The organism is Kitasatospora sp. NPDC056076 (assembly GCF_042266305.1).
Classification (GTDB): domain Bacteria; phylum Actinomycetota; class Actinomycetes; order Streptomycetales; family Streptomycetaceae; genus Kitasatospora.
This window is the reverse complement of record NZ_JBHJWG010000043.1, coordinates 14832-31055: the sequence shown is the minus strand read 5'-3', so window position 1 is coordinate 31055 and position 16224 is coordinate 14832. Positions and strand designations below refer to the sequence as shown.

Here is a 16224-nt window from a genome sequence, read left to right as displayed (position 1 = left end):
GGTGGCGGGCCCGGTCGTGTGCGGCCGGTGCCGCCGACGGCGGGAACGCGATGCGGTACCCCGGCCGTTGAACCGGTACAGTCGCCGCACACGCGCGGCCGGCGCGGGCACGCGACTGGAGGTAGCGCGCGGATGGGCATCGGATACCTGCTGCTGTACGTCGCGTTGGCGGTGGTGGCGCTCTGGCTGGTCGCCGAGGTGCTGCTGCAGAACCGGGCGCCGGTGCACTGGCGGGCCCTCGCCCTGGCCGGCTTCCTCGGGGTGGCCGTCGGGATGGGCCTCGACTCGGTCGTGGTGATCGGTGCCGGAGCGGCCCTGTTCGCGGTCGGCCAGACCTTCGTCACCCTCTCGGTCAAGAAGGGCTACCAGGCCGGCTGGTCCCTGCGCAACGCCGACGGCAGCCTGCCCGGCCCGCTCGCCAAGGTGCCCCTGCTGGGCGCCCTGACCGGCGGCGCGGCGGTCGCGGCCGCGGCGGCCGAGGAGAAGCGGGTCGGCGAGGTCAGCGCGGTCGAGGAGACCCCGGCCCCGGACACCGCCCCGGCCTCCGCCCCGGTCGCCGAGGACGTCCCGGAGGTCGAGCAGACCGCCGCCTTCGAGATGCGGGAACTGGCCCAGGACGGCGTCTACGCCCCCTCCTACTACGAGCAGCCGCAGGCCCAGCAGCAGCCGCAGGACTCGTACGCCCCGGCCTACCAGCCCGGCTACGAGCAGCAGCAGTGGCAGCAGCCCCAGCAGCAGCCCGCCTACGCCTACGACCAGCAGCAGTCCTACGGCGGCTACCCGCAACAGCAGCAGGACCCGTACGGCGGCTACCAGCAGGCCCAGGACCCGTACGCGGGCTACCAGCAGCAGCACCAGCAGGCCTGGGACCCGAACGCCCAGCAGCAGCACCAGCCGCACGAGCAGCAGCAGTGGCAGCCCCAGCCCGATCAGCTCGACCAGCACGGCCAGCACGCTCAGGGCGTCCCGCAGCAGCCGGGCTACGACCAGAACTACGGCTACCAGCAGCAGAACACCTGGCACCAGGGCTGACCGGCCCGGCCCGGCGTCACGCCGGGCCGATCAGCCCGGCGGCGATGCAGGCCGACATGCCGGCCCGGGACAGGCCGCCGCCCGGGTGGGCGTTGCCACCGACCAGCAGCAGCCCGGGGACGGGCGACTCGTTGGCGGTGCGCAGCCACCGGCCCGCGGCGCCGGCCAGGGCGGGCCGGGCGACGGCGCCGGCGGGGGCGCCGGTCTCCCGACGGGTGTCCTCGGGCGTGCGCACCACCCGCCACAGGACCCGCTCGCGCAGGCCCAGACCGGCCGCGTCGACGTGGGCGAGCAGCTGGTCGGCGTAGCGGTCGGCGACCCCGGGGGCGGTCCAGTCGAACCCGTCCAGGGCCGGGACCGTCGCGGTCAGCACCACGGACTCGTGGGCGTCGTCGGGGCGCAGCGCCGGGTCGTCCGGGCGCAGCACCTGCACGGTGGGGCGGTCGCACAGCGGGCCGGCGCCGGTCAGCGCGGCCTCCTCCGCCGCCGGGTCGGCCGCGTGCACCACCGTGCGGTGCGCGGTGCCCTCCGGGCGCGCCCCGCGCAGGGCCAGCAGCACGCCGAACCGGCCGGGCACCCCGCGCGGCTCCCACCGCTCGGCCGGCCGCCCGGGCCACTCGGCGAGGCCGTGGTGGTGCAGCGCGCCCGCGTCCATCGCGGAGACCACCAGCTCGGCGTCGATCCGCCCGTCCGCCGTCTCCACCCCGCAGGCCCGGCCGCCCTCGACGAGCACCCGGGTGACCGGGGTGTCGAAGCGGAAGTCGACCTTGCGCAGCTCGCAGCGCCGGAACACGGCGTCGGCCAGGGCCCGCAGGCCGCCCCGGACGTACCAGACGCCGAAGGACTGCTCCATGTACGGCAGTACGGTGGCCCCGGCCGGGGCGTCGCCGGGGGCGAAGCCGTACCGGACGGCGGCCTCGGTGAGCAGCGCGGTCAGCCCGGGGTGGCCGCCGAGCTCGCGGGCGGCCACGTCCCGCAGGGTCCACGGCCGGGGGCGGCGCAGCCGGGCCAGGCCGGTGGGCGGCGGGACGGGGTACGGGTCGGCGCCCAGGAAGGCGTGGTCGGCCGGGAGCGGCTCCTCCAGCAGTGGGCGGCGGGTCGCCTCCCAGACCGTCCGGCCGTTGTTCATCACCGCGCTCCAGCGGGCACCGGAGCCCGCGCCGAAGGCGGTGTCCAGGGCCTGGCCGACGCCGCCGCGGGAGGCGTTGGGCAGGGTGACGACGGTCCCGTCGGGGAACACGTGCCGGCTCTCCGGCTCCACCGGCGCCAGCTCGACCAGCTGCTCCAGCGGCTCCTTGCCGGTCTTGAGCGCGAGGTCGCGGTAGACGGCCGGCAGCGGCAGCAGACCGGGACCGGTGTCGAAGGCGAAGCCGTCGCGCTCGTACCGGCCGACCATGCCGCCGTAACTGCCGCCCGCCTCGCAGACCGTCACCCGGTGACCGATGGTCGCCAGCCTGGAGGCCGCCGCGAGCCCGCTCATACCTGCGCCGATGATGACGATCCGTGCCATGGCCTGATTTTAGGTGCGACCCGCGTACGCTCCGGACGCGGCCTTGGCGGCCTTGCGCTCGCGGCGGCGGGCCCGGAAGGCGCGGATCCTGCTGACCGCCAGCCAGACCAGCAGCAGACCGGCCAGCAGCAGGACGGCGGAGATCGAGGCGGCCGCCCAGGGGTGGAAGATCGCCAGGGTGACCAGGCCGGCCACCGAGAGGTCCTCGGTCAGGCTGACCACGATGTTGCTGAACGGCTCCGGCGTGGTGTTGACGGCCATCCGCAGCGAGGCCTTCACCAGGTGGGTGACCAGCGCGGTGGTGCCGCCCATCGCCCCGGCCGCGACCTCGCTGAGCGAGCCCGGGTCGGCGCTCGCGATCAGCACGCCGACGACGGCACCGGCGATCGGCCGGATCACGGTGTGCACGGCGTCCCAGACGGTGTCCACGTACGGGATCTTGTCGGCGACCGCCTCCAGCAGGAACAGCACGGCCGCCGCGACCAGCACGTCGGTGCGCTCCAGCGCGTGCGGCACCGACTCCGCGCCGGCGAACCGGCCCAGCAGGCCGAGCAGCAGCACCACCGCGTACGCGTTGATGCCGCTGGCCAGACCGCTGGTGAAGATCAGCGGCAGGACCGTCATCGCGTCCCCCTCCTCGTTCTCGCGGGCCTCGCGACCCCGTCCGGGCCGCCCGGCCCCGCCGTACCGTACCTGGAGCCGGGACGCCCCGGGCCGCCGCCGCGGTTCCGCTCCGGGGCGCCGCGGCCGACTGAGTACGGGTACTCAGTTCCGCGGTTGAGTACGACAGCGGATGGCCTCCGACCTGCTGGGACGGGAGAGTGGTGGCACCCGGGAGGGCGGCGCGTCGGGCGCCGGCCGCCCGGGCGGCGGATCCGTCCGTCCCCCTGGCCGGGAGGGCCCGGGGGGTGGTGCCGGGTCCGCGTCGGGCGCCGGTCACGGGCCCCGCACCGCCGACACGGGGCGGCGGAGCGGGCCGGGGGGAGACCGGTGACCGAACGGGGGAAACGGGGGGAAGCGGGGGGAACGGGGGAGATCGCACCGCCGCCCGGTGGGGGCGGGCGGGGCGACAGCAGACGGCGGCGGGCGCGGACCGGGGGGACCGCGCCCGCTGCCGCTGCGTCCTTCCCGGAGCCGGTTGTCAGTGGTGCCGGTCACGATGGAGGAGCACGGACCACCCGGTCCGGGCGCTGCCTCGGAACGGGGGAGACCATGACCATCAGCCATCCTGAGCCCGTCACCGCCCGCCTCCACTCCGCCGCCCTGCCACCCACCCCGTCCATCCCGCCCACCCCTGGCTCCGCCGGGCGGGACGTCCACCCCGTACTGCGCCGGGCCGCCGCGCCACCGGCCGCCCTCGACCTGCTCGCCGACGCCCACCGCACGCTCGCCCGCGCCCGCGTGCTGGAGGATCCGCTGGAGCGCTACGCCACCGCGCACCTGGCCGCGCTGCGCACGGTGGCTGCCGTACTGGCCGTCCGCGGTCGGCCGGAGAAGAACCCGCGCCGGCGGAAGGCCATCCGCAGCGCCTGGGAGGTGCTGCCCGAAGTCGCCCCCGAACTGGCCGAGTGGGCGCTCTACTACGGCGCCGGCGCCCGCCGCCGGGCCGCCGCCGAGGCCGGCATCCGGGGCGCCGCCTCGGCCCGCGACGCCGACGACCTGATCCGCAACTCCGCGCTGTTCCTGCGCCTGGTCGAGCGGCTGCTCGGCCTGCGCCCGGCCCCGCCCGCACCCCGGCTGCCGCTCGACGGGGACGAGCCGCCCGGCGCGGGCGGAGCGGCCGCGCGGCAGGCTTAAGGTGGAGGCATCCTGATCGATCTGCACGTGCCAAGGAGCCCGACCGTGTACCCGACGCGTCCCCGCAGTGCCCTGCGTACCGCCGTGGTCTGGGAGGTGGTACGGGCAGCCCTGGAGAAGCGGGCGGCCGAGCTGGACCAGCCGGTGCTCGACGTGGTCGACACCGGCGGCGGCACCGGCAACTTCGCCGTGCCGGTGGCCAAGCTCGGCCACCGGGTCACCGTGGTCGACCCGAGCCCGGACGCGCTGTTCGCGCTGGAGCGCCGGGCCGCCGAGGCCGGGGTGACGGACCTGGTCCGGGCCGTCCAGGGCGACACCCAGACGCTGCCCGAGCTGGTCGCCCCCGGCACCGTGGACGCGGTGCTCTGCCACGGCGTGCTGGAGGTCGTGGACGACCCGGCCGAGTCGCTCGGCAGCCTGGCCGCCACCCTGCGCAAGGGCGGCCTGGTCAGCCTGCTGGCCGCCAACCGCAACGGCGCCGTGCTGGCCCGCGCGCTGGCCGGCCACTTCAACGAGGCCCGTACGGTGCTCTCCGCCGAGGACGGGCGCTGGGGCGAGCAGGACCCGATGCCGCGCCGCTTCACCGGTGAGGAACTGGGCCGACTGGCCGAGGGCGCGGGCCTGCGGGTGGAGTCGGTGCACGGCGTCCGGGTCTTCGCCGACCTGGTGCCCGGGGTCCTGGTGGACACCGAGCCGGGCGCCATGGAGGCGCTGCTCAAGCTGGAGGAGGCCGCTGCCGCGCAGCCCGCCTTCCACGCCGTGGCCACCCAGCTGCACCTGCTGGCCACCCTCGCCTGACCCCGCCCGGAGCCCCCGCGGCACCCGTCCGCCGCCGTCCGGTCCGCGCACCGTCCGGCGGCGGTTCGCTTACCGGACGACCCCCGGACACCCGCCCCTCGCCCGGCTGTGCGCCGGATCATCCCCGGCTCCGGGCCGATTCCATCGGGTCGGGCACTTGTCCGATCCGTCCGGCGTTGACCCGGGTGCGGCCCCGCCCGGTCGAAGTGGCCCGTCCCACGCGGCGCAGACCACTCCGTAACGGGGCCCCGGACCGTATGATCTGGGTAAAGCCGGTAAGCATGACAGCCGGATGCGTGGGGCATATGGACGACACGGGCCGGGTCCCCCGCACGGGCGTCCGACCGTGTGCCCAAGGCTGATTGGACTGGCCTCTCCGACCGGGGAGGCGGACCGGTCGCACCCGCGACCGACGAGTAGGAGGACTCCGTGCCGCTCTCGGAGCACGAGCAGCGACTGCTCGACCAGATGGAGCGAGCGCTGTATGCCGAAGATCCCAAATTCGCGTCAGCGCTTGAGGGAACCGGGCTGCGCACCTTTACCCGTCGGCGGGTCTACCTGGCCGTCGCCGGCTTCGTGGTGGGGATCGGTCTGCTGATGGGCGGCATGGTCGTTCCGGACCAGATCTGGGTCAGCGTCGTCGGTTTCCTGGTGATGCTCGGGTGCGCGGTGTTCGCGGTGACCGGCTGGCGCCGGGCGCCCGCGGGCCAGGGCTCCGGCCCCCGGCAGGCCGCGGCCCCGCGCCGCAAGGCCGGGATGATGGACCGGGTGGAGCAGCGCTGGCAGCGCCGCCGGGACGAGCAGACCGGCGGGTTCTGAGCCGCAGGGCCGGTCGGGACGTCGAGGACGTCGAGGACGTCGAGGACGGACGAGGCGTCGAGGACAGACGACGAGAGCCGGGGCGGGCAGTCGACCGACTGCCCGCCCCGGCTCTCGCGTTGCCTCAGGACTCCGGGGTGGACCCCTTGCGCCGGCCGGTCAGCCGCCGCACCGGACCGGCGACCGCCTCGGCGGCCCGGCCCGCCCGGGTGGCCACGGCCGCCCGGGCCGCCCGCGCCGTGTCGGAGGTCCGCCACCACAGCTGGGCCGAGGACGGCGGCAGCAGCAGGGCCCGCAGCCGCCCGGCCCGGCCGGCCCCGGCCCACAGGGCCCGCCGGGCGGTGCGGACGTCGGCGGCCAGCGGGGCCGTGGTGACCTGCCCGGCCGGGGCGTAGAGCACCCGCTCGGTGGCCAGCGCCAGCCGTCCGGCGGCGGCCGCCGCGTCCGCGTCCAGGTCCGCCGTCTCGGTGATCCGCCGGGCGGCCGAGCGCGGGGTGCGTGACTCGTCCGGGGGAATTCCGACGTCCCAGGCGGAATCCACCAGCTCGTCCCAGGCGGCCAGCACCTGGGCGTCGGTGAGCTCGCCCGGGCCGTCCCCGCCGGGCCGGCGCCGCCCTCCGCCGCCGAGCCGGCGGCGTCGTACGGCGGTCCGCCAGAACATCGGTACGAGCAGCAGCGCGATCAGCACCACCACGACGGCCAGGGTGCCGAGCACCTGGCCGGACAGCAGCCAGGACTCGTCGGCGGTCCGGCCGGCCGCCTTGCTCTTGGACCCGCAGTCGCCCAGCTGGCGCTGCTTGGCGGTGCAGTCGGAGCTCTGGGACGGCGCCGGGACGGCGGCCGAGCTGGTCGCCGCGGCGGTCGGCGCCTGGGAGGGCGCCGTGGTCGGGGCGCTGGACGCCTCGCTGTAGCGGGCCGGGACGCCCCGGCTCGGGGTCGGCTCGAAGCGCATCCAGCCGTAGCCGGAGAAGTACAGCTCGGGCCAGGCGTGGTACATCCGGCCGCTGACCGAGTAGACGTTGTCGCCCTTGTTGTCGCCGGGGGTGAAGCCGACCGCGACCCGGGCCGGGATCTTCAGCACCCGGGCCATCGCCGCCATGGTGGAGGCGAAGTGCACGCAGAAGCCGCGGCGGTCGCGCAGGAAGACCGCGATCGCGTTGCTGCCGGTGCCGCCCTCGACCGAGGTGTCGTACTTGAACCCCGGGCCGGTGAAGAAGTTCACCAGCGCCGTCGCCCGGTCGTAGTCGCTGCGCGCGTTGGCGGTGACCGCCCTGGCCTGCTCGGCGACCACGGCCGGCAGGTCGGACGGGACGGCGGTGTAGCGGTCCCGGATGTCCTGCGGGGCGAGCGGCGCGGTGCGCAGCTCGTCCGCGGTGGGCCGCAGGTCCAGCGTGCTGACGTGGTAGCGCAGGCCGCTGATCGCCTTGTCGTTGGTCGGCAGGACGGTGCGGGTGATCGGGTCGAGCTTCCACTCGTTGCGGTTGGGGACCTGGACGGAGGCGGCCGGGTACGGCATCGGCAGCCAGCTGTTCTGCAGGCCGTTGCTGATCTGGAAGTCGCCCTCGATCCGGGGGACGTTGGTGACCCGCAGGCCCTCGGGAGTGGGCAGGGTGGCCGGGAGGTCGCTGACCACCGTGCTGCCGAGCTTCCAGTTGGTGCCGTCGAACTGGTCCAGCGAGCCGGTGCGCAGGTAGGTCTGGTCGGCGAGGTCGCTCTCCAGGGTGTAGGTGAGCAGCTCGTTGTCGGACGGCTTGCTGATCGCCGCCTCCAGGCTGACCAGCGGGTCGAGGCTGGTGGCCACGCTCCCGGCGGCGCCGTGCCCGGACGACCCGCCGGACGAGCCCGAGTCGAGCAGCCCGAGGTCCCAGCGCGGCAGGAAGACCGGCAGCAGCAGGGCCAGGGCCAGCGCCAGGACGCCGACCTGCTGGCCGCCCTGGCTGATCCGGCTGGAGGTGACCGTGCCGCGCGCGCTGCCGCGGAAGACCCGGCCCCAGCGGGAGACCCGGTCCTCGCCCTCGGCGAACAGCAGCAGCAGGTAGCCGGCCGAGGCGAAGCCGAACCAGACCCAGCTGCCGTGGTCCCCGGCGACGCCGTTGCCGATCGAGTACAGCGCCAGCAGCGGCAGCCCGGCCAGCGCCGAGCGCCGGTAGGTCACCGCGATGGTGTCCACCAGCACGGCGATCAGGCCGACCGAGGAGACCAGGATCAGCCGCAGGCCCGCGGTCGGCGGCGCCGGGAGGGCGTACTGGCTGATGTCGTCCAGACCGGCGGAGAAGACCTGGCTGAGCATCCGCATCGCGGGCGCCCCGGGCAGCACCCCGCCGGTCAGCCCGGACCCGGCGAAGCCGAACAGCATCAGCAGGAGCAGCACCAGCACCTGGGCCACCGGGACCGACCAGCGGTACAGCGGGGAGCGGCGCAGGCCGGCGCCGACCGCCGAGATCACGGCGATCACCAGGAAGGCGTAGGTGAGCCAGCTGCGGATGGTCAGCAGCGGCAGCAGGCACAGCGAGGCGAGGGCGGTGGCCAGCGCCGAGTAAACGGTCAGTTTGGCCCGGGTGGTCACGCGCCGGCCTCATCTCGGTAGGGGGCGGTGGTCTTGGCGCCGTCGGCGGACCGCCACAGGTCCGGCACGGAGTCGCCCGCCCGGACCGGCAGGACCGTCCAGCCGGCCGCGCGCAGCTCCCGGACCCGCTCGCGGAACTCGTCGCCGCCGGTGTCGGGGGCGAGCATCCGCACACCGGCCCAGGTGCCGGTGTCGAGCAGGAAGGCGATCGCCCCGCCGGTGCGGCCGCGCAGCCGGGCCAGCCGGGTGGCCTGCGCCGCATCCAGGTCGCCGAGGACGGCCACCAGCAGACCCTCGCCGGCGGCCCGCAGCGGCTCCTCGGCGCGGGACAGCCCGGCGCCGTCCGACAGGTCGGCGACCGCGAGGGCGTCCAGGATCAGCCCGGAGGTGTCGGCGGCGACGTTGTGGCCGCCGCTGCCGGGCCCGGGCACCCAGTGCCCGGTGTCGGTGAGCAGCTGGGTCTGGTAGCCGCGCTCCAGCAGGTGCACGGCGACGGAGGCGGCGCAGCTGACCGCCCACTCGAAGGAGGACGCGGGGCCGCTGCCCCGGTGGGCCACCTCGCGGGTGTCCAGCAGGACGGTGGCGCGGGCCTTCTGCGGCTGCTCCTCGCGGCGCACCATCAGCTCGCCGTACCGGGCGGTGGAGCGCCAGTGCACCCGGCGCAGGTCGTCGCCGGGCCGGTACTCGCGCAGGATCACGTCGTCGTCGCCGGCCAGCGCCAGGGTGCGGGCGTGGCTCTCGCCCTGGCCGATCCACTCGCCGCGGAGCCGCACCTGCGGCAGCGCCAGGACCTGCGGGACGACGGTGAGCACGTCGGAGGCGGCGAAGGCGCGGTTGACCTCGCACATCCCGAACGGGTCGGACAGCCGCAGGTGCAGCGGCCCGAGCAGGTAGCGGCCGCGCAGGTCGGAGCGGACCCGGTAGGAGACCTCGCGGAAGCCGCGCGGCTCGACCCGGTCGAGCACGAACCGCGGCCGCGGCCCGAGCACGTACGGGACCTTGTCCTCCAGGAGCAGCAGCCCGGTGGGCACCCGGGAGACGTTGTCCACCCGCAGGTGGACCCGGGCCTCCTGGCCGGCGATCGCCCGGTGCGGGCTGAGCCGGCGTCCGCTGGCCACCCGGTACCGGGTGTTGGCGACCACCGCGGCGGCGGCCAGCGGCAGGGCGGTGAGCAGGACGCCGACCCGCAGCAGCGCGTCCTGGTCGAGCAGGTAGGCGCAGACCACCGCGGTCAGACCGGCCGCGAGGAAGGAGCGGCCCCGGGTGGTGAGGCCGTGCAGTCCGGCCCGCAGCCCGCCCGTTCCGTCGGATGAGGCCACCTCAGCCCCTCCGGACGGCCGGGCCGCCCTGCGGCCGGGGCAGCGGCAGCCGGGCGACCAGGTCGGTCACGATCTGCTCGGCGGTGCGGCGGCCGAGCTGGGTCTCGGCGGTCGGCATCAGGCGGTGCGCCAGGACCGGGACGGCCAGCCGCTGGATGTCGTCCGGGGTGACGTAGTCGCGACCGTCCAGCGCGGCGGCGGCGCGGGCGGCCCGGACCAGGTGCAGGGTGGCGCGCGGCGAGGCGCCCAGCCGCAGTTCGGGGCTGGTGCGGGTGGCGCCGACCAGGTCGACGGCGTAGCGGCGGACCGGGTCGGCGATGTGCACGGTGCGGACCAGCTCGACCAGCTTGAGGATGTCGGCGGCGTGCGCGACCGGCTGGAGGTCGGCCAGCGGGTTGGCACCGGCGTGCACGTCGAGCATCGCGAACTCGGCCTCGGGGCTGGGGTAGCCGATCGAGACCCGGGCCATGAAGCGGTCCCGCTGGGCCTCCGGGAGGGGGTAGGTGCCCTCCATCTCGACCGGGTTCTGGGTGGCCACGACCATGAACGGCGAGGGCAGCTCGTAGCTGGTGCCGTCGATGGTGACCTGGCGCTCCTCCATCGACTCCAGCAGCGCGGACTGGGTCTTCGGCGAGGCGCGGTTGATCTCGTCGCCGACCACGATCTGGGCGAAGATCGCGCCCGGGCGGAACTCGAAGTCGTGCTGCTGCTGGTCGTAGATGTTGGTGCCGGTGACGTCCGAGGGCAGCAGGTCGGGGGTGAACTGGATGCGGCGCACGGTGCAGTCCACGGACTTGGCGAGCGCCTTGGCCAGCATGGTCTTGCCGACGCCGGGCACGTCCTCCAGCAGCAGGTGGCCCTCGGCGAGCAGGACGGTCAGGGCGATCCGGACGGCCTCGGGCTTCCCCTCGATCACGCTCTCGATGTTGGCGCGGACCCGGTCCACGACCGCCGCGAGCTCCGGGAGCCCGACCGGACGGTACCCGTTCGCCCTCTGCTCGCCCCCCGCAGGACTGCCGAGACCGGCCTGATCGTTGTAGCTCGTCACCCGTTTACGCTCCCTGGCACACCGTGCCCGCCTCACCCGAGGCCGGACCCCACCCCATGCTTGACGCGGCCGTCCCGGGGGCGGTTCCGAACGAGGATCCGGCGCCGGTGGGCGGCCTGCGGCCCGGCCGCCCCAGGTGGTTCGGGGTCCGACCGGCAGGCGCATTCTCCCCCGTTCGGCGGTCAGAAGTCACCATTCGGCCCTCGCCGAATGAGAGCGGGCGGGCTCCGGTCAGCGGATCTCGCGCAGCAGCCCGGTGTGGACGTCGAAGACGAAGCCGCGGACGTCGTCGGTGTACGGCAGGAACGGGGAGGTGCGCACCCGCTGCATGGACTGGCGGACGTCGCCGTCCAGGTCGACGAAGGCCTCCACCGCCCACTGCGGGCGCTGCCCCACCTCCAGCTCCAGCTCGCGGCGGAAGTCCTCGGTCAGGCCGAGCAGTCCGCAGCCGGTGTGGTGGATCAGCGCGATCGAGCGGGTGCCCAGGGCGCGCTGGCTGATGGTCAGGGACCGGATGGTGTCGTCGGTGACGACGCCGCCGGCGTTGCGGATGACGTGGGCGTCGCCCAGGGCGAGGCCGAGCGCCGCGAAGAGGTCGAGCCGGGCGTCCATGCAGGCCACCACGGCGATCCGCTGGACGGGACGGGCGTCCATGCCGCCGTCGCGGAAGTCCACCGCGTACTCGCGGTTGGCCGCCACGAAGCGGTCGATGATGGTGGGTCCGGCGGGGTCGGCGGCGGCGTTCGGCGTCGGCCGGTCGGGGGTCACGGTCATGGTGGCGACGTTAGTGCCGTCCGGGGCCGCGCGGTGGGGCGGAGAGCTACAGAACGCACCGCCGTGAGCGAGTGCATAGCGACAACCGGAGGGTCCGTCCGGGCCGGTCCGGGGACGGGTTCGTACCCGGTCGCTCGACGGGGCGCGCGCCGGTCGCCGGGGGCTGTCGGCCGGGACCCCACCGGGCCGCTCCGACGGCCGCGACCTGCGGTGATCCGTACCGCCGCCCGGGTGGTGCGCCGGAGCGGACCATTGACTGGCGGGGCCGCCGCGATAGAGTTGCGGCGCGTTGGAGCACACCCCTCGGAGCCCGTCAACCGGGCCGTGCCGAACGGTGTGCGGCCCGGCCGATGCGGCTCGTGGCCTCCACCCGCTCCGTGTCCACCTGGCGCACCTTCCCCGGCGCCGGGCGGTCACGACCTTCCCCTCGAGCGGGCGGGGACCACGGGCCGCGTCGTCGTGCCGGCGGGTGGTGGGCGAGAATGGTCGGAGCTCCCGGATCGTCGGGCTGCTCCGCACCGAGGAAGGGCGCCGCCGCGCATGACCACCAACGAACCGGGTCCCAAGCACGTTCCGGTGATGCTGCAGCGGTGCATGGACGCGCTGGCGCCGGCGATCTCCCGCCCCGGTGCCGTGGTGGTCGACGCGACCCTGGGCCTCGGCGGCCACAGCGAGGCGCTGCTGACCCAGTTCCCGGAGGTCCGGCTGGTCGCGGTGGACCGCGACCCGCAGGCGTTGAAGCTGTCCGGCGAGCGGCTGGCCCCCTTCGGCGACCGGGCCACGCTGGTGCACGCGGTGTACGACGAGATCCCCGAGGTGCTGGAGCGCCTGGACATCGACCGGATCGACGGCGTCCTGTTCGACCTCGGCGTCTCCTCGATGCAGCTGGACGAGGCCGACCGCGGTTTCGCCTACGCCCAGGACGCGCCGCTGGACATGCGGATGGACCAGACCCGGGGGATCAGCGCGGCGGAGGTGCTGAACACCTACGGCCACGGCGACCTGGCCCGGATCCTCAAGGTGTACGGGGAGGAGCGGTTCGCCGGGAAGATCGCCTCGGTCATCCTGCGGGAGCGGGAGAAGGAACCGTTCACCAGCAGCGCGCGTCTGGTCGATCTGGTGCGCAACGCCATTCCGGCGGCGACCCGCCGGACCGGCGGGAACCCGGCCAAGCGGACGTTCCAGGCGCTGCGGATCGAGGTCAACGGTGAGCTGGAGGTCCTGGACCGGGCGATCCCGGGGGCGCTGGACGTCCTGGCGCTGGGCGGCCGGATCGCGGTGATGTCGTACCAGTCGCTGGAGGACCGGCTGGTGAAGCAGTACTTCGCCGCCGGAGCGACCAGCACCGCCCCGCCGGGGCTCCCCTTCGTCCCGGAGGAGCACCAGCCCTGGCTCAAACTGATCACCCGCGGTGCCGAGCAGGCCACCGAGGAGGAGATCGAGGAGAACCGGCGCGCCGCGCCCGTGCGGCTGCGGGTGGCGGAGAGGATCAGGGACCGAAGCAAGCGGGGCTGAGGAAGGCTCCGGCGGGGTCCGAAGGGCGGAGGAGAACGGTGGGGCCGGTGGCCGGTGAGGTCCGGGCGGGGCGGGGAGGACTCCCCGGACAGGGCAGGGCACGCATCACGGTCCGGCCGGGGCGGCGCCCCGTGCGGGGGCGCACGCCGTTCGCGGTGCTCGTGGTGGTGCTGCTGGCGGCGGGGCTGCTCGGCCTGCTGGCGCTGAACACGGCGCTCAACGAGGGCTCCTTCGAACTGTCCCGGCTGCAGAAGCAGACCACCAAGGCGACCGACGAGCAGCAGAGCCTCCAGCACGAGATCGACCAGAGCTCGGCCCCGGACGCGCTGGCCAAGCGGGCTGGCGAGCTGGGCATGGTCCCGGCCGGCGGGATGGCCTTCCTGGACGTGCCGAACGGCGGCAAGGTGGTCGGCACGCCCGGCCCGGCGCAGGACAGCCCGCCGGTGAAGAAGTCGACGGTCGACCCGTGGCCGACCAAGCCCGCGCCGGGCGCGCAGAGCGCGGCCCCGGCGCAGCCCTCCGGACAGCCGTCCGGCTCGCCGAGCGCCCAGCCCCCGGCCCAGCCGAGCCCCTCGGCGCCGCCGACCCCGGCGGCCTCGGCCGGCGACTCGGTGATCCAGCTCAACCCGGTGACGAGCGCGCCGGCCCAGCACGGGGGTGGTACCCGATGACGACACCTCGCCAGCCCTCCGGCTCGGGGTCGGGCTCCGGCTCGGGGTCCGGCTCCGCCCGCCGCCAGCCGCCGCGCAGCGGTACGGCCAGGCCGGTGGCCGGGCGCGGCCAGCCCGCGAAGGGGCAGCCGGCCAAGGGGCAGGCCGTCCGCGGCCAGTCCGGCAAGGTCCAGCCCGCGAAGGTCCAGCCCGCGAAGGCCCAGTCGCCGAAGGCGCAGAGCCCGAAGGCCCAGCCCGCCAAGGGCCAGCCCGCGCGTGGCCAGTCGGCCAAGGCGCAGCCCGCCCGGTCCGCCTCCGTCGGCCGCACCCCGCGGGCGCCGCAGCAGCGCCGCCCGGAGGGCCGTCCGCCGGCCCGCAGCCAGGCGGCCGTGCGGCCGCGCCCGAAGTCCAGGCCGCCGCACCGCCCCAAGGCGCTGCGGCTGGCCGAGCCGAAACGCCGGCTGCGGGTGATCACCGTGGTGCTGTCGCTGGTGTTCTCGGTCTTCGCCGGGCGCCTGGTGCAGCTCCAGCTGGTCGACGCCGACGCGCTGGCCGCCGACGCGAACACCAACCGCTACCAGAACATCCCGATCACCGCCGAGCGCGGCTCGATAACGTCCTCCGACGGCGTCGCCCTCGCGGCGACCGTGGACGCGTACGACATCACCGCCGACCCGGCGATGTTCACCCCCGAGGCGACCGGCATCCCGGACGCGCCCGAGCAGGCGGCCGCGCTGCTGTCGCCGATCCTCGGCGTGGCCAAGGAGAAGATCGCCGCCGACCTGCACACCCCGAAGACCCGCTACAAGCGGCTCGCCGCGCAGCAGACCCCGGCCGCCAAGACCCAGATCAGCGACCTCAAGACGGGCCTGGAGAAGAAGGCGGGCACGCGTGCCTGCCAGGCCCAGAAGAAGCTGATCGGCAAGCCGGCCGACCAGGGCGGGCGCACCCGGGTGGACAACGAGTGCGCCAACCCGCTGGCCGGGGTGTTCAACCGGGAGACCCAGAAGCGGATCTACCCGGCCGAGGGGCTGGCCGCCAACCTGGTCGGCTTCGTCAACGGCGAGGGCGAGGGCGCGGGCGGGCTGGAGCTGCAGTACCAGAAGCAGCTGGCCGGCAAGGACGGCCACAGCAGCTACGCCCAGGCGGGCGGGCGGCTGGTGCCCACCGCCGGGGGCTCGATGGACCCGGCGGTGTCCGGCAGCGACATCAAGCTGACCGTCAACCGGGACATCCAGTGGGCCGCCCAGCGGGCGATCACCGACCAGGTGGCCAACTCCGGCGCGGAGAAGGGCTACGTGGTGGTCCAGGACGTGAAGACCGGCCAGGTCATCGCGATGGCCTCCGCGCCCGGCTTCAACCCCAACGACCTGAGCCTCGCCAAGCAGTCCCAGATGGGCAACCCGGCCCTGGTGGACGCGTACGAGCCGGGCAGCACCGCCAAGCTGATGAGCCTGGCCGCCGTGCTGGACACCGGCAAGGCGAACTGGGACACCAAGGTGACGGTGCCCTACCCGCTGATCCGGGCCGGGCAGGAGTTCAGGGACGACGTCGTGCACGGCACCTGGTACCTGACCCTGGCCGGGGTGCTCGCCAAGTCCTCCAACATCGGGACCATCGAAGCGATCGAGACGCTCGGCGACGGCGACCAGCTGAAGGCCAACCAGATCCTGGACGGCTACATGCGCAAGTTCGGGGTGGCCCAGCCGACCGGTGTGAACTTCCCGGGGGAGACCGCGGGCAAGCTCAAGAAGCCGGAGGACCTGGTCGCCTCGGAGAAGTACAACATCGCCTTCGGCCAGGGCCCGTTGCAGATGAACGCGCTCCAGGCCACCTCGGTGTACTCGACCATCGCCAACGGCGGGGTGCGGGTCGCGCCCAGCATCGTCCAGGGGATCACCGGGCCGGACGGCAAGTACGCCCCGACCCCGGCGGGCGAGCAGACCCGGGTGGTCAGCGAGCAGACCGCCAAGACCCTCACCTCGATGCTGGAGTCGGTCGTCGACGACGAGCAGGGGACCGGCGGCAAGGCCGCGATCCCCGGCTACCGGGTCGCCGGGAAGACCGGTACCGCCAACCGGGGGGCCGCCGACGGCAAGGGCTACGACGGCTACACCGCCTCCTTCATCGGCTTCGCGCCCGCCGACGCCCCCCGCTACACCGTCTCCTGCACCCTCCAGGGCCCGGTCAACGGGCACTTCGGCGGCCAGCTGTGCGGCCCGGTGTTCAAGCAGGTGATGGAGTTCACCCTGAAAACCATGCAGGTCCCGCCGAGCGGGAGCCAGGCGCCGAACCTGGCCGTCGAGTGGAAGCCGTGAACGAGGATGAGCAACCAGCGGGCCGGTGCGGACGACGGCGCGGCGAAGGGCCGGTTTGGCCCTGGGCACCCTTCGGCG

General features: G+C 74.9%; 13 protein-coding genes. 7 read left to right on the top strand and 6 right to left on the bottom strand.

Annotation, left to right across the window (positions count from 1 at the left end):
• The first annotated feature begins 132 nt into the window (after window positions 1-132).
• Window positions 133-1032, top strand: a complete 900-nt coding sequence (locus ACFC1T_RS29245) for a hypothetical protein (RefSeq protein WP_375893243.1) — start codon at window positions 133-135, stop codon at window positions 1030-1032.
• 16 nt (window positions 1033-1048) lie between these two features.
• Here the strand turns inward: ACFC1T_RS29245 and ACFC1T_RS29240 are convergent, their stop codons facing one another.
• Both ACFC1T_RS29240 and ACFC1T_RS29235 read right to left on the bottom strand, forming a co-directional pair.
• Complete coding sequence (locus ACFC1T_RS29240) at window positions 1049-2542, bottom strand: phytoene desaturase family protein (RefSeq protein WP_375893241.1); 1494 nt, start codon at window positions 2540-2542, stop codon at window positions 1049-1051.
• A gap of 9 nt (window positions 2543-2551) precedes the next feature.
• Complete coding sequence (locus ACFC1T_RS29235) at window positions 2552-3166, bottom strand: DUF4126 domain-containing protein (RefSeq protein WP_375893239.1); 615 nt, start codon at window positions 3164-3166, stop codon at window positions 2552-2554.
• Window positions 3167-3754: 588 nt separating this feature from the next.
• Here ACFC1T_RS29235 and ACFC1T_RS29230 point away from each other — a divergent pair.
• From ACFC1T_RS29230 to ACFC1T_RS29220, 3 genes are all read left to right on the top strand, one after another.
• Entirely contained in the window at window positions 3755-4339 is a 585-nt protein-coding gene (locus ACFC1T_RS29230; RefSeq protein ID WP_375893238.1) for an SAV_6107 family HEPN domain-containing protein, read from the top strand.
• A 45-nt stretch (window positions 4340-4384) separates the two neighbouring features.
• Window positions 4385-5137, top strand: a complete 753-nt coding sequence (locus ACFC1T_RS29225) for a methyltransferase domain-containing protein (RefSeq protein WP_375893236.1) — start codon at window positions 4385-4387, stop codon at window positions 5135-5137.
• A gap of 429 nt (window positions 5138-5566) precedes the next feature.
• Entirely contained in the window at window positions 5567-5956 is a 390-nt protein-coding gene (locus ACFC1T_RS29220) for a DUF3040 domain-containing protein (RefSeq protein WP_350515624.1), read from the top strand.
• A 124-nt stretch (window positions 5957-6080) separates the two neighbouring features.
• Here the strand turns inward: ACFC1T_RS29220 and ACFC1T_RS29215 are convergent, their stop codons facing one another.
• The 4 genes from ACFC1T_RS29215 to ACFC1T_RS29200 all read right to left on the bottom strand — a co-directional run bounded on the left by ACFC1T_RS29215 (window position 6081) and on the right by ACFC1T_RS29200 (window position 11663).
• Window positions 6081-8522, bottom strand: coding sequence for a transglutaminaseTgpA domain-containing protein (locus ACFC1T_RS29215; protein ID WP_375893234.1), 2442 nt, complete (start codon window positions 8520-8522; stop codon window positions 6081-6083).
• Window positions 8519-9841 carry a DUF58 domain-containing protein gene (locus ACFC1T_RS29210; protein ID WP_375893232.1) on the bottom strand — a complete coding sequence of 441 codons (1323 nt, stop codon included), beginning with the start codon at window positions 9839-9841 and terminating at the stop codon, window positions 8519-8521. The genes ACFC1T_RS29215 and ACFC1T_RS29210 overlap by 4 nt, the downstream gene beginning before the upstream one ends.
• Before the next feature lies 1 nt (window position 9842).
• Window positions 9843-10889 (bottom strand): AAA family ATPase, encoded by a 1047-nt coding sequence (locus ACFC1T_RS29205; protein WP_375893230.1) that lies wholly within the window; start codon window positions 10887-10889, stop codon window positions 9843-9845.
• Between the two features lie 231 nt (window positions 10890-11120).
• Window positions 11121-11663 (bottom strand): beta-class carbonic anhydrase, encoded by a 543-nt coding sequence (locus ACFC1T_RS29200; RefSeq protein ID WP_375893228.1) that lies wholly within the window; start codon window positions 11661-11663, stop codon window positions 11121-11123.
• Between the two features lie 540 nt (window positions 11664-12203).
• On the opposite strand from ACFC1T_RS29200, the gene rsmH reads away from it, so the two are divergent.
• The 3 genes from rsmH to ACFC1T_RS29185 all read left to right on the top strand — a co-directional run bounded on the left by rsmH (window position 12204) and on the right by ACFC1T_RS29185 (window position 16146).
• The gene (gene rsmH, locus ACFC1T_RS29195; RefSeq protein WP_375893226.1) at window positions 12204-13178 is read left to right on the top strand and encodes a 16S rRNA (cytosine(1402)-N(4))-methyltransferase RsmH; all 975 of its coding nucleotides are present in this window, start codon (window positions 12204-12206) and stop codon (window positions 13176-13178) included.
• Between the two features lie 131 nt (window positions 13179-13309).
• Window positions 13310-13849 carry a cell division protein FtsL gene (locus ACFC1T_RS29190; protein ID WP_375893225.1) on the top strand — a complete coding sequence of 180 codons (540 nt, stop codon included), beginning with the start codon at window positions 13310-13312 and terminating at the stop codon, window positions 13847-13849.
• On the top strand, window positions 13846-16146 hold the full coding sequence (locus ACFC1T_RS29185) for a penicillin-binding transpeptidase domain-containing protein (RefSeq protein ID WP_375893223.1): 2301 nt from the start codon (window positions 13846-13848) through the stop codon (window positions 16144-16146). The genes ACFC1T_RS29190 and ACFC1T_RS29185 overlap by 4 nt, the downstream gene beginning before the upstream one ends.
• The last annotated feature ends 78 nt before the right edge of the window (window positions 16147-16224 follow it).

Bases quoted from the DNA above. Each gene is read 5' to 3' on its own strand.
- ACFC1T_RS29185 (WP_375893223.1), top strand. From the start codon at position 13,846: ATGACGACACCTCGCCAGCCCTCCGGCTCGGGGTCGGGCTCCGGCTCG.
- ACFC1T_RS29240 (WP_375893241.1), bottom strand. From the start codon at position 2,542: ATGGCACGGATCGTCATCATCGGCGCAGGTATGAGCGGGCTCGCGGCG.
- rsmH (WP_375893226.1), top strand. From the start codon at position 12,204: ATGACCACCAACGAACCGGGTCCCAAGCACGTTCCGGTGATGCTGCAG.
- ACFC1T_RS29235 (WP_375893239.1), bottom strand. From the start codon at position 3,166: ATGACGGTCCTGCCGCTGATCTTCACCAGCGGTCTGGCCAGCGGCATC.
- ACFC1T_RS29245 (WP_375893243.1), top strand. From the start codon at position 133: ATGGGCATCGGATACCTGCTGCTGTACGTCGCGTTGGCGGTGGTGGCG.
- ACFC1T_RS29200 (WP_375893228.1), bottom strand. From the start codon at position 11,663: ATGACCGTGACCCCCGACCGGCCGACGCCGAACGCCGCCGCCGACCCC.
- ACFC1T_RS29230 (WP_375893238.1), top strand. From the start codon at position 3,755: ATGACCATCAGCCATCCTGAGCCCGTCACCGCCCGCCTCCACTCCGCC.